The following is a 12,568-nucleotide window of genomic DNA, read 5'->3' on the forward strand; positions in this document are numbered from 1 at the left end:
AGCGTCGACGAGACCCACGGCAACAGGGGGCCGGCGACAGGAACGTCGAGAACGCGGGCGTGCGAAGGTGGTGCGCTGACCCATCGTCTCGTCGTGATAGAACCGAAGTTCCCTGACGGCAGAATCTCGAGGCCGAACGCCTTGAGGGAATCACAGTACCGATTCGTCCACTCGACACAAGATGTAACCTGAATGTCGTCGAACGGCCAGTCGTGAGACTGCCGGTCACTCGAGGACGTACCGGTCGAACCGCTCGACTGCGTACAGGTAGGCGACCGGCGGTGCGATCAGGCCGACGATCAGGACGGTCCAGGCGACGGTCGAGACGGTTCCCGGCGTTATACCTGCCATTTCAGCAGAGATCGGCGTGAACTCGAGCAGTACCGAACTGAGTTCTGCGATGGGTTCTGCGGCGTCGGTGTAGATGATTCCCGCACTGGAAGCCGGGAAGACGATCCCGGCCGTGTAGAGCATGAACGCCGACTTACTCGGCATCACCGCCTCGCGGTTGTTGGTGATCTTGACGCTGCCGAACCGCGGGAAGGCTGAGCCGACGCCGACCGCAAGCGCCGGCGACGCGACCGCTCCCACGATGGTTCCGACGAGCAGGACCGCCGTCGCCTCGAGCGAGAGCGGACTCGCGAAACCGGCGACGAGTGCGACGACGACAGCGATCGGGATTCCGACGAGCGAACTGGCGATCATCCGGCCGCGGATCGCGTCTCGGCCGGAGAGCGTCGAGGTCAGCACGGCTGGCAGCGCCCGCCCGAGATCACCCAGCGGGTTCAGCGTGAATAGAACGCCGGTACCCCAGACGACGTACAGACACAGCAGGACTGCCACGTACGGCGGTAGCGCCCCGGTCTGGATGATATCCTGCACGAAAAACAGCACGCCGAACAGGGGGTAGGCGACGTAGGCAAGCCGGATCGGTGCCCGACGGGTACGCCGGATCGCCGCCACCGTCACCGACCGGACCGGCCGCGAGAATCCGGACGCAAGGGCGGCCGCGAGGCGACTCGAGGAGTCTGTCCCCGAACTCGACACCGTCTCGTCGCCGGTCCGTGCTGGGTCGGCGAACCAGTGCATGCGGGCGGAGGGAATCGCGACGGCGACGGCCAGCGCCGTGACGATGGGTACGGCGAGGAGCGTGGCGATTACGTGCGTGCTCGAGGTAGTGACGTTCGGAATCGCGAGCAACAACAGGTAGCCCGGCCAACCTAGCGGGCCGTCACCGAGCATCGAAAACAGTCCGACGGTGATCGCGTCGAACCAGCCGACGGCGATCGAGCCGAAGTACGCCAGTCCGATCAGGAAGACGAGCGGCGTCCGGTAGCGCGCGATCGGCTCGTAGACGGTTATCAGGTGTCGAAACCAGATCCCGAGGACGAAGCCGACGGGAACGGCGGTGACGAGCAACAGGGCGACGACGAACGGGGCGACGAGGATCGGCAGAACAGTTCCGGCTCCGGACGCGAACGCCGCAGCGAGGATCGTCGCCGGGAGGAGGATCCAGAGCGAGAACAGCAGGATCTCGGCACCGATCACGCCGACGACGACGTTTCTGAGTCGCGTCGTGAGCAACAGACAGGCCGGTTCGTCGACGTCGGCGGCCGCGGTCACGGCACGGACGGCGGCCATGACGACCAGAAACAGCCACGCGAGCGCGGCACCACCGGTCACCGCCTCGGTCGCGAGTTCGGCCGTCTCGGGGCCGAACTCGCTCGCGGCGACGGCCTCGCCGAGCGTCGGCAACAGGAAGAGCCCGATGGCCGTCATCGGTCCGAGCGCGAGCACCGCGATGGCTGCCATCACGAGCAGTTTCGTCCGGTCGCCGCCGACCGACCGTAGCGTCCGCCGACACTCCGTGCGGGCAACGGTCGCGGCTGCTCCCTTCATCGCCGCTCACCACCCGTGATTCGACGTGTAACACGACGACGGGGAAACAGTTCCATGGTAGGGACGGCGTGGCGACGCCAGTAAACGTTTTGGATCGCTGTCACTCCTCGAAGCATTTCATCGACGTACTCTCACGTCTCCCGGTCGCGCTCGAGTTCTCGCAACGAGTCGATTCGGTCTTCCGTCGGCGGATGCGTCGTGAACAGCCAGCGGCCGATCCGGTGGAGTCGTTTCCGGAGCCACCAGTAGGATGGCTCTCTGTCGCCGTCCGGCCCGAGCATGACCTTCTCGAGTTCCCGTGGCTCGAGCGGGAGGATCGACAGCGACGAGACTCCCGACGCCTCGCGGAGGTCGCGGTTCGGCGTGTCGGTGATCTCCTGGTCGAGTCGCCCGAGTGCGCTGGCGAGGACGGCCGGCGAGCCCGTCGCTTTCGCCGCGGCGCGATCCGCTGCTCGCTCGCGGACTCTCGAGAGGCGAGCCGTGATCGCTCGTCCGACGATCCAGAAGACGTTCGAGAGGAGCGCAAGCGGGACGAGGACGATTATGCCCCAGCCTGGGTTTTCGATCTCCGCGAGCCGCGAGCGGAGCCCGTCGGCGAGTACGACGGGGAGCGAGACGGCCGTGACGACCATCGCGTCCCGATTCTTGACGTGTGCGAGTTCGTGTGCGATCACGGCCTCGAGTTCGTCGTCCTCGAGCGTTCGTATCGTTCCGGTCGAGAGCACCAGGTGGACGTTCTCCGGCCGGAAGCCGACGGCGAGTGCCTCGGGTGCGTCCCGTCCAGAGACGGCGATCGTCGGCATCGGAACGTCGAGCTGGGCGGCGACCCGCGTCGTCAGCTGGTACAGCTCCGGTGCCTCCTCTTCGTCCACCGGATGGGCGTCCGCGAGTCGCTCGATCGTCTCGAGATGCATATACTCGAGATAGCCGATCGAAAGCAGCGTCACGGTCGTAATTGCGAACGCGACCTGGGACGGGAACTGTGCGCCGAACGAGGCGAGGAGGACGTAGAAGACGGCCCAGACGCCGACGAGGAACCCGATCGTCACTACCACGAGGCCGACGAGGGCGGCGATCATTCGTCCCTGGAGCCCGATCGAACTGGAGGACATACGCGTTCGATCGAACCGACCGTTCAAAAACGTGACCGGTTCAGTCGGCCGTGACCACCGACGATATCTGACAACGAGGTGTAGTATTTAACTGACGGCGACCGTAACGGACCGTATGACCGCCCGCGACTACCCCGCGATAGCGACGGACGGACTGACGAAACGGTACGGCGAGACGACCGCCGTCGCCGACCTCGACCTCGAGGTCGACCGGGGTACCGTCTACGGCTTTCTCGGACCCAACGGCGCGGGGAAGACGACGACGATGCGGATATTGACGACGCTGACTCGGCCGACCGACGGGACCGCGCACGTGGCGGGACATCCGATCACCGACCGCGAAGCCGTCACGCCACACATCGGCTACCTGCCCGAGGAGCCGCCGATCTACGACGAACTCAGCGGTCGCGAGCAACTCGAGTACGTCGCTGGCCTCCGAAACCTCCCCGAAGACGACACGAGCGAACGTATCGAGTCGCTGCTCGAGCGATTCGGCCTTCGCGACGACGCCGACAAGCGCATCGAGGAGTACTCGAAAGGGATGCGCCAGAAGGTCGGCGTCATCCAGGCCGTCCTCCACGAACCCGCAGTCGCTTTCCTTGACGAACCCACGAGCGGACTCGATCCCCGCGCCGCCCGGACGATGCGGAACACCATCGCCGAACTCGCTGACCGGGAGATGACGATCTTCCTCTCGACGCACATCCTCCCCGTCGTCGACGAACTGGCGGACGTCATCGGCGTCCTCCACGACGGCCGACTCGTCGCGGAGGGCGACCCCGAGACGCTGAAATCCCGCGCCGAGACCGGTAAAGCGCGGAGTCTCGAGGACGCCTTCCTCGAGGTAACCCGCGAGTCGCCCGGAACCGAGGACGTGGCGGCCGGAGCGCCCCCAGAGTGACCGTCGTCTCCGAACGTGCTTGCGAACCTACAAATGGTTCGGTGAGGAAGTCTCGCGTATGAATTCCCCGCTCGACGGTAACGCACCCTCGCTCGGCACGATCACAGCCGGGCTCGTCGGTGGTGCCGGAAACGCCGCCGTCGTCCTCGCACTGTACGCCCGTGCCGAGTATCCCGTGCTCGAGTCGGTGACAGCGACGACGTTCCTGGCGCTCGGAGCGTTCGCCGTCGGCTTCGTCCCGCTGTTTCTCGCGGCCTATACTCGACTGTTCGCGCCCGCAGTCGGCTTGCTCGCAGTCGTTGTCGGAACCGTCTATCTCGAGTTCACGACGCCGATGCCCGAGTGGAGTGAGATGGGTGACTACGTCATCGTCGACGGCCCGACGCACGTGAGCAGTTACGCGAACACCTGGTACGTCTGGCTGGCGCTCGCGGCAGTCGTGGCCGTTGCGGAGTTCGGGATTCGGCGACGATACGGTATCGCCGACGGACGACTTCGGAACCTGACGGACTGGCCGCTTTCGCGGACCGCCCGCTACACAGTCGTCCTCGGGACTGCGGCGCTCGTCGGCGCTGGAACGTCGCTGCTGGTCGTCCGGTCCGGAGTCCAGCCGTCACCGTTCGTGTCCGTCGTCTTCGCGTTCGCGGCCGCCGCCACTGCGGTACCGATCGCGGCGCTGTTCGAGGACGGCGCACTTCTGCCACTCGCGCTCTTCGCACTGGTGCCGTACTTCCTGGTCCTCGAGGTGTTCGTCACGACCGACAGCCCCGTCCACATTCTCCTCTTCGGTCCCCACGCCGTCGTCCTCGCGGTCGTCTGGTGGCTCGAGCGGACTGCCAGGAAGCGTCTCGGCGGAGCAGACGGCGGAGCGACCGACGAACGACCCGCGTGACCCGCCGCTCCCGTCGCGTGTTCGCTCGAGCGGAACCCACTCCGATACCCTAAAGCGGCCGGACAGGTTGGTTCGAATATGGAGTATCACGAGGCGGCGGACTTTTGCTTCGGTCTGCGGCGGTTCCGTCCGAAACCGGGGACGGAGTCGACCGCACGGTTGCTCGCCCACCTCGAGAACCCACACGAGGGCGTCGATTTCGTCCAGATCGCCGGCTCGAACGGCAAGGGGAGCACGGCTCGCATGCTCGAGCGGACGCTTCGGGAAGCCGGCCTCTCGGTGGGACTGTACACCTCGCCACACCTCGAGGACCTGCGGGAACGGATCCGCGTCGACGGGCGCAAGATCCCTCGATCGGCCGTCACCGAGTACGTCGAGGCTGTACGCGGCTACGTGACGGAACGCGCCGCGGACGGCGAGTCGCCGACCTTCTTCGAGACGATGACGGGGATGGCGCTGTGGCACTTCGGCCGGGAAGAGGTCGACGTCGCCGTCTTAGAGGTCGGTATCGGCGGCCGACTCGACGCCACGAGCGTCGTCGATCCGGTCGCCAGCACAGTGACCAGTGTCACCCTGGAGCATACGGGTATCATCGGCGAAACCGAGACCGAGATCGCCGAAGACAAGGCCCACGTCGCACCCGAGGACGCGCCGCTGGTGACCGGCGTCATGGGCGAGCCACTCGAGTCGATCCGCTCGGTTGCTGGTGACGTGGTGACGGTCGGGCACGAGGGAGCTGATCCGACCTCCGACGTGACCGTCTCCTACGACGGTCGGCAGAACCACACCGAGGCCGCGATCTCGATCGACGCCGGGGAGTGGGGCCTCGAGACGCGAATTCCGTTGCTCGGCACCCATCAGGCCGAGAACGCAGGGATCGCCGCCGTACTCGCCCGCCAGATCGCCGACGTCTCGGAAGTGGACATCGCCCGTGGGCTGCGAAGCGCCCACTGGCCCGGCCGGTTCGAGGTGATGGAGACCGATCCGCTGGTCGTCCTCGACGGCGCACACAATCCCGGTGCTTGCGAAACCGTCGCCGAGACGCTCGCGAGCTACGACTACGACGACCTGCACCTCGTCGTCGGCGCGATGCACGACAAGGACCACCGCGAGATGGCCACAGCGCTGCCGACGCCGACGACGGTCGTCACGGCCGAACCCTCTCTCGACCGCGCCGAGGATCGGGACGTCCTCGCTCGCGTCTTCGACGAGGCCGGCGCGGACGAGGTCCGGACGGCACCGTCGGTCCAGGACGCGCTGACGGTCGCGATCGAGCGAGCCGAAGACGACGACTGCGTGCTCGTCGCCGGTTCGCTGTTCGCCGTCGCCGAGGCCCGCTCTCGATGGACGACTGCAGGCGTCCCGAAACGGATTCGGAACCTCGAGGACGCCCGCGAGACCCTCGAGAAGGCGAACGTCCCCGAACCCGCGGTCGACCGGACACAAGAGAGCGCGGTCCACCGGGTCCTGAAGACGAACCTGCAGTACCAGCAGGCCCACGAACTGAAAGACGAACTGCTCCGACTCGGTGGCGACTGCGTCCTCTCAGGTCACGGCACCGACGGTGAACGAGTCGACGCCGTCCTGATGGGGACGCTCGAGACGTTCGAGGACCTGATCGACGCACTCGAGACCGACGGCGGCGTCGGCTCGACCGACGTCGCTCGAGAACTGCGAACGGCGCTCGAACTCGAGTCGAGTCGGGACTCGAGCGAGACCGACGACGCCCGCTGGCCCTGGGAGGACCGTACTGCAGTGATGGGTATCCTGAACGTCACGCCCGATAGTTTCCACGACGGCGGCGAATACGACGCCGTCGACGACGCAGTTTCCCGCGCCGAGGCGATGGTCGAGGCCGGCGTCGACGTCCTCGACGTCGGCGGCGAATCCACCCGACCGGGCGCGGACCCAGTTCCGATCGAGGAGGAGATCGACCGCGTCGTCCCCGTCGTCGAACGGATTTCCGACGTCGACGCCCACGTCTCCGTCGACACGCGCAAAGCGGCCGTCGCGGACGCCGCTCTCGAGGCCGGCGCGGACATCGTCAACGACGTCTCGGGGCTCGAGGATCCCGAGATGCGGTTCGTCGCGGCCGACCACGACGCCGGCCTCGTCGTGATGCACAGCATCGACGCGCCGGTCGTTCCCGATCGCGACGTCACCTACGACGACGTCGTCGAGGACGTCATCGACCAGCTTTCAGAACGGATCCTGCTCGCGGAGAAGGCGGGACTCGACCGCGACCAGATTATCGTCGACCCGGGACTCGGGTTCGGCAAATCGTCGGGCGAGAGCTTCGAGTTGCTCGGCCGGGCCGACGAGTTCCGCGCACTCGGCTGTCCCGTCCTGATCGGCCACTCCCACAAGTCGATGTTCGGTCACGTCGACCGCGAGGCCGGCGAGCGACTCGCGGCGACCGTCGCAGCGACGGCGATCGCGACCGACCGCGGTGCCGACGTGATCCGGGTTCACGACGGTTCCGAGAACGTCGCCGCGGTCCGGACGGCGCTGGCTGCGCAGGATCCGGCACAGTTCGAGTGGTAGCCGGTGAATCGACGTTCACGTTTCTGTAACTGATCGGTGATCTCATAGGTCTCGCACCAGTAGTCGACGACCATGTCCCCGACTGTCGACCGGAGAGTCGCCCTCCTGCTTTTCACGATCGTCGTCGTGGTACTCGCCGCCGGCTGTGTGGCGATCCCGACGACCGACGATTCCTCGGGTGACCTCGAGGAGCGAATCGCCGACGCCGAGCCACCGGCCGAGATCGACGCGACCGTCGAGGTGCGGGAGGTCGTCGACGGCGAGCCGACGACGGCGACTGAATCTGTCCAGTTCCGTGCCGATGGGGCCAGTCGGATCGAAACCGACGACACCCTCTTGATCGTCACCCACGGTGACCAGCGCTGGCACCACGACCGTGAGTCCGGGACCGTCCAGCAATTCGAGGTCGATCCCGACGCGACGCCGTTTCTCGAGGGACTGTACGACCAGCAGGCCGAGTACGTAGACCGGTACGACGTCGCCGAGGTCGAGGAGACGACGCTCGAGGGTCACGACGTCTACCGCGTCGCCTTCGATCCACCATCCGGGGAGACGGTAGATCGGTCGGTCAGCGTTCTCGCAGGCGATACCGAGTACGTCCTCCCGCTCGAGCGAACCGACGAAGTCGACGACCGCAGCGTCGAGACCGTCGAGGTATGGTACGACGAGGAGCAACTGTTCCCCCTCAAACATCGAGTCGAAGGTGATGGGATCGCACTCGAGACCACGTACCGGAACGTCACGTTCGATCCGGGGCTCGCGGACGAGCGGTTCGAGTTCGACGAACCGACGGCAGACGGCCCGAACGAGAGCGGCGAGGACACCGTCGAGATTGGCTTCCCAGAAATCACCCAGCACGAGACGGTCGACGGCGCGGACGAGGCCGTCCCGTTCACCGTCGCCGAACCGCCGGCCGAGGCGCTCCCGGACGCACTCGAACTCGACCGGATCACCAGCTACGAGTTCTCCGACGAGGAGCGAACGCAGGCGTCGCTGTCCTACCGCGGCGACGGCGAGACGACCATCGTGACGACGAGCGACGGTCCGCGAACGTTTGCCGTCGGCGGCGACGACATCCAGGTCGGAGACGCCGACGGAACGATCGCCGCCACCGATCAGGGAACGGAACTCGAGTGGGTGTGTGACGATCGCTACTACTCTATCTACGTCAGTGACGGCGTCGGCGACGACCGAGGACTCGCCCTCGAGATCGCCGAGGCACTCGAGTGTGAACCGGCAGCCGAAAACTGAGAGGCCGAGCGAATCGTAACGAATATCGATCGAGGCTGACACGATGGCGAACATGGCAAACTCGAGTCGCGACCGCTTCGTTCGCATTGCCCTGTTGTTGACTCCCGTGGCACTGGTCGCTGCAGTGATGGCCTCTCCGCCGGATCCGTTCACACTGGTCCGGTATGCGGTGCCACTGCTGGCACTCGTTCTTCTGACCGCGTATCTGCTCGCGTATCGAGACGGACTCGAGACGCTCGAGTCGAACTAGTTCGGCTTCAGTTTCGGTCACTGTCAGCGTTTGCAGGACGACTTCGCGGACTGAAACAACCGTTTCACCCTGGGGTACTTTTTATTCGGTCGGCGACGTTCTCGAGGACGATGAATCGACGGGCGATGCTGGCTGTACTCGGGACAACGACGTTCGCCGGGTGTGTAAGCGAGGGGCCAGGCGACACCGGTGAGACGAATCCCAGCCGAACCGACGACGGCTCCGACGGAGCCAGTGGCGTGACGGGCGACGGCACGATACTGAGCCACTTCGACGACAACCCATCTCGCCCCGACTGCGAGAAAGAATCGACGACGATCGAGGTCAAACGCGGTGACGAAATCCGCAAGGAAGAGACAGCCGAGACGATCCCGTATCCGGAGCCACCGAGGTCGTTTGCCGAGGACGACGTCGTCGAGTTCGTCGAGACGTTCGATCACGCCTACGTGACCCAGGATGTCCTCTGTGACGGCCGTTCGGGACACGCGCTTCGTATCGCCCATACGGTCGAAACGCGTGAGACGTTCGACTGGCACGAGGACCTCACGACCGTCTTCCTCCTGCGAGCGGCCGGTGTCCCCTGGGGGGCCGACGAACAGGGCTACGAGTGGCAGGCCGAGATCCCTTTCACCGGTGTCGTCTACGCCGTCGACGAGACCGGCGTCGCCAGAGCCGAGGCCGGCGAGATAGGGACGCGCGAATCCGACAAAATCGAATCACAGATACCCGATCCACTCGAGGACGGCGAGCTAGTCGCTATCTTCGAGTAACCGAAAAACGAAGCGACGACGCGTTACTTGTGGCGGTCGAGCAGGTCGTAGCTACGCTCCCACTCGACGTCGTCGTCGAAGTAGCGTTCGGCGAGTGGCTGTTCGGGGAGTTCGCCGACGGCTCGCTTCTCTTCGCTGTAGGACGGGCGGTCCTCGTCGATGTAGTACCGGCCGGTGAGGACGGTGCCTTCGTTGAGGACGTTTTCGGTCTCGCGCATCATCTCGGCGGCTTCCTCCCGGTCGTGGACGTCGAAGTCGTAGTCGTCGGACTCCTGGACGTCGACGTAGGGGACGTACTGGCGAGCGTCCTTGTTCCAGGTCGGACACTGCGTCAGGAAGTCGACGTGGGCGAAGCCGTCGTGTTCGATCGCTTCCGCGATGATCTCTTTGGCCTGGTTGGGGTTGACGGCGGCGGTGCGGGCGACGTAGCTCGCACCGGCGGTCAGCGACATCGACAGCGGTCGGATCGGCGTCTTCGCGCTGCCCGACGGCTGGGTCTTGGACTTGTGACCCTTCGGACTCGTCGGCGACGTCTGGCCCTTCGTCAGCCCGAAAATCTCGTTGTTGAACACGATGTAGGTCATATCGTGGTTCTCTCGGGCCGAGTGGATGAAGTGGTTCCCACCGATTCCGTAGCCGTCACCGTCACCGCCCGCGGCGATGACCTCGAGGTCCGTGTTCGCGAGTTTCGCGGCGCGGGCGACCGGAAGCGAGCGGCCGTGGATCGTGTGGAACCCGTACGTGTCCAGGTAGCTGTTCAGCTTGCCGGAACAGCCGATTCCGGTGACGGTAAGCACTTCCTCGGGGTTCTTGCCGACTTCCGGAAGCGCCTGCTTCAGCGCCTTCAGGACGCTGAAGTCACCACAGCCCGGACACCAGGTCGGCTGCGGTTCGACACCGGGCGTGAACTCGTCCCGGTCGATCTCTCGTTCCTCTCCGATGGCGTTGAATGCACTCATGGTTAGTCACCTGCTGCGGGTTCGATTCGTACCTGTGCGGTCGGTTCGCGGTCTTCCTCGGCGACGTTGACCTCGTAGCCCTCGACGACTTCTGCGGGTTCGAACGGGTTGCCGTTGTACTTCAGCAGGCTCGTCATCTTCTCGCCGAAGCGACCGAGTTCCTTCTGGATCAGACCACGGAACTGGGCGGTGGCGTTCATCTCGACGACCATCGCCTCGTCGACGCTCTCGAGGAATTCGGTCATCTCGGCTTCTGGGAACGGCATCATGTCGGAGACGCTAACGCCCTTGACCGAGTGGCCGTTCTCGTTCAGGCGGGAGACGGCTTCCTCGACGGCACCGTGACTCGATCCCCAGGTGATGATACCGTAGTCGGCGTCGTCCTCGCCGAAGTAGGCCTGGTTGGACTCGTGTTCCTCGTCGAGTTCCTCGCGGATGGCGTCGAGTTTCCCGATGCGTCGGTCCATCTGGTAGACGCGGTTGTCGGGGTCCTCGCTGATGTGTCCGACCGGGCTGTGTTCGTTACCCGTGGCGAGGTAGCGCCCGTCCTTCTGACCCGGCAGCGATCGCGGACTGACGTGTTTGTCGTTGTCGACCTCGTGCTGGAAGCGGTGGAACTTCCCGGAGGCGTCGTGTGCGGCCTCCTTGAGTTCCTCTTCGGTCAGCGTCGCGCCCAGGTCCGGCGACGGCTCGCGGTCGAAGAACTCGACGTCGACGTTTTTGTTCTCGCCGCCGAGTTTCTGGTCGTAGATGATGATCGACGGGATCTGGTAGTCCCAGGCGATGTCGAACGCGAGGCGAGTCTGTTCGTACGCCTCCTCGATGTTCCCTGGCGCGAAGACGACGCGCGAGGAGTCGCCCTGACTGGTGTAGAGGACGTGCTCCAGGTCACCCTGTTCGGGCTTCGTCGGCATCCCGGTCGACGGACCGGCACGCATCGCCTCGATCAGCACCAGCGGCGTCTCGGTCATCTCGGCGAGGCCGAGCGGTTCGCTCATCAGGGCGAATCCACCCCCGGAGGAACCGGACATCGCCTTTGCTCCGGCGTGGCTCGCGCCCAGTGCGAGCGCAGCGGCGGCGATTTCGTCTTCGACCTGTTCGGAGACGCCTCCCATGTCGGGGAAGTTCTGGCTGAGGATCGTGAACACGTCCGTCCACGGCGTCATCGGGTAGCCAGCGATGAACCGACAGCCGGCGTCGATGGCACCGTAGGCGATCGCGTTCGAGCCCGACAGCAGTGCCTGTTCGGTCTCGTGGCTGCCTTCGGGCGCACGCAGATCGTGCTCGAAGTCGTACTCGTCGCGGACCGTCTCGTAGGCCTCGTGGAGAATGTCCAGGTTCGACTCGAGAACGTCACCGCCCATGGCGTCGGACATGAGGTCCTCGATGTGCTCGAGTTCCATGTCGAGCAGAGCGGCCGTGACGCCGACCCCCGCGGTGTTTCGCATGACCTCGCGCCCGTGTTCTTTCGCGAGGCCACGCAGGTCCATCGGGAAGACGTGCCAGTCGTTTTCTTCGGCACGTTCCTCCAGGTTCACCTCCTCGACGTCTTCCTCGCTGATGAGGCCCTCGTCGTAGACGATGATGCCGCCCTCTCGGAGTTCGTCCAGGTTCTCCGAGAGTGGCTTGAGTTCTTCGTTGCCGTAGTAGGCGTTCTCGCTGGGGTTCCGGGCGAACGAGTCACCCAGTGCAAGCAGGAAGTTGTAGCCGTCCCCTCGCGACTGTACCTCGTGGTCTGCGGCCCGGATTTCGACGTACGTGTGGCCGCCACGGATTCGGGATGGATAGTGGCGATGTGTGAATACGTCGAGCCCCGAGCGCATCAGCGCTTTCGCGAAATTCTGGCTGGTCGAGTCGATCCCGTCTCCGGAACCGCCTGCGATTCGCCAGATGAGTTCGTCGTCGCTCATAGGTAAATCAGTGGCCGGTGGGCCAACCGTGACTGAGGTTTTCCCTACGGAACCTAAAGCCTTTGCTATACATTACCATA

General features: G+C 65.1%; 10 protein-coding genes. 6 read left to right on the plus strand and 4 right to left on the minus strand.

What is annotated here, in order from left to right:
• Positions 1 to 225 precede the first annotated feature (225 nt).
• Together BLR35_RS09470 and BLR35_RS09475 are read right to left on the minus strand one after the other, a co-directional pair.
• A complete protein-coding gene (locus BLR35_RS09470; RefSeq protein ID WP_090380913.1) occupies positions 226 to 1,899 on the minus strand; it encodes a hypothetical protein in 1,674 nt (557 codons plus the stop codon).
• Between the two features lie 131 nt (positions 1,900 to 2,030).
• Positions 2,031 to 3,011: a M48 family metalloprotease gene (locus tag BLR35_RS09475; protein WP_090380915.1), complete on the minus strand. Its 981-nt coding sequence runs from the start codon at positions 3,009 to 3,011 to the stop codon at positions 2,031 to 2,033.
• A gap of 115 nt (positions 3,012 to 3,126) precedes the next feature.
• Here BLR35_RS09475 and BLR35_RS09480 point away from each other — a divergent pair, with 115 nt between their 5' ends.
• The 6 genes from BLR35_RS09480 (at position 3,127) to BLR35_RS09505 (ending at position 9,619) form a co-directional block, all read left to right on the plus strand.
• Complete coding sequence (locus tag BLR35_RS09480; RefSeq protein WP_090380917.1) at positions 3,127 to 3,912, plus strand: ABC transporter ATP-binding protein; 786 nt, start codon at positions 3,127 to 3,129, stop codon at positions 3,910 to 3,912.
• Positions 3,913 to 3,970: 58 nt separating this feature from the next.
• Positions 3,971 to 4,804 carry a hypothetical protein gene (locus BLR35_RS09485; protein WP_090380920.1) on the plus strand — a complete coding sequence of 278 codons (834 nt, stop codon included), beginning with the start codon at positions 3,971 to 3,973 and terminating at the stop codon, positions 4,802 to 4,804.
• 78 nt (positions 4,805 to 4,882) lie between these two features.
• A complete protein-coding gene (folP, locus tag BLR35_RS09490; protein ID WP_090380922.1) occupies positions 4,883 to 7,348 on the plus strand; it encodes a dihydropteroate synthase in 2,466 nt (821 codons plus the stop codon).
• 72 nt (positions 7,349 to 7,420) lie between these two features.
• The gene (locus BLR35_RS09495) at positions 7,421 to 8,599 is read left to right on the plus strand and encodes a LolA family protein (protein ID WP_090380924.1); all 1,179 of its coding nucleotides are present in this window, start codon (positions 7,421 to 7,423) and stop codon (positions 8,597 to 8,599) included.
• A 52-nt stretch (positions 8,600 to 8,651) separates the two neighbouring features.
• Complete coding sequence (locus BLR35_RS09500; RefSeq protein ID WP_090382915.1) at positions 8,652 to 8,849, plus strand: hypothetical protein; 198 nt, start codon at positions 8,652 to 8,654, stop codon at positions 8,847 to 8,849.
• 110 nt (positions 8,850 to 8,959) lie between these two features.
• On the plus strand, positions 8,960 to 9,619 hold the full coding sequence (locus tag BLR35_RS09505; RefSeq protein ID WP_139169263.1) for a hypothetical protein: 660 nt from the start codon (positions 8,960 to 8,962) through the stop codon (positions 9,617 to 9,619).
• 23 nt (positions 9,620 to 9,642) lie between these two features.
• Here the strand turns inward: BLR35_RS09505 and BLR35_RS09510 are convergent, their stop codons facing one another.
• Together BLR35_RS09510 and BLR35_RS09515 are read right to left on the minus strand one after the other, a co-directional pair.
• Complete coding sequence (locus BLR35_RS09510; protein WP_090380929.1) at positions 9,643 to 10,578, minus strand: thiamine pyrophosphate-dependent enzyme; 936 nt, start codon at positions 10,576 to 10,578, stop codon at positions 9,643 to 9,645.
• A 2-nt stretch (positions 10,579 to 10,580) separates the two neighbouring features.
• Positions 10,581 to 12,488: a 2-oxoacid:acceptor oxidoreductase subunit alpha gene (locus BLR35_RS09515; protein WP_090380932.1), complete on the minus strand. Its 1,908-nt coding sequence runs from the start codon at positions 12,486 to 12,488 to the stop codon at positions 10,581 to 10,583.
• Positions 12,489 to 12,568: the final 80 nt, after the last annotated feature.

This window comes from Natronobacterium texcoconense (assembly GCF_900104065.1).
In the GTDB taxonomy this organism is placed as follows: domain Archaea; phylum Halobacteriota; class Halobacteria; order Halobacteriales; family Natrialbaceae; genus Natronobacterium; species Natronobacterium texcoconense.

Coding starts and splice junctions, on each gene's coding strand:
- BLR35_RS09470 (WP_090380913.1), bottom strand. CDS start 1,899: ATGAAGGGAGCAGCCGCGACCGTTGCCCGCACGGAGTGTCGGCGGACG.
- BLR35_RS09475 (WP_090380915.1), bottom strand. CDS start 3,011: ATGTCCTCCAGTTCGATCGGGCTCCAGGGACGAATGATCGCCGCCCTC.
- BLR35_RS09480 (WP_090380917.1), top strand. CDS start 3,127: ATGACCGCCCGCGACTACCCCGCGATAGCGACGGACGGACTGACGAAA.
- BLR35_RS09485 (WP_090380920.1), top strand. CDS start 3,971: ATGAATTCCCCGCTCGACGGTAACGCACCCTCGCTCGGCACGATCACA.
- folP (WP_090380922.1), top strand. CDS start 4,883: ATGGAGTATCACGAGGCGGCGGACTTTTGCTTCGGTCTGCGGCGGTTC.
- BLR35_RS09495 (WP_090380924.1), top strand. CDS start 7,421: ATGTCCCCGACTGTCGACCGGAGAGTCGCCCTCCTGCTTTTCACGATC.
- BLR35_RS09500 (WP_090382915.1), top strand. CDS start 8,652: ATGGCAAACTCGAGTCGCGACCGCTTCGTTCGCATTGCCCTGTTGTTG.
- BLR35_RS09505 (WP_139169263.1), top strand. CDS start 8,960: ATGAATCGACGGGCGATGCTGGCTGTACTCGGGACAACGACGTTCGCC.
- BLR35_RS09510 (WP_090380929.1), bottom strand. CDS start 10,578: ATGAGTGCATTCAACGCCATCGGAGAGGAACGAGAGATCGACCGGGAC.
- BLR35_RS09515 (WP_090380932.1), bottom strand. CDS start 12,488: ATGAGCGACGACGAACTCATCTGGCGAATCGCAGGCGGTTCCGGAGAC.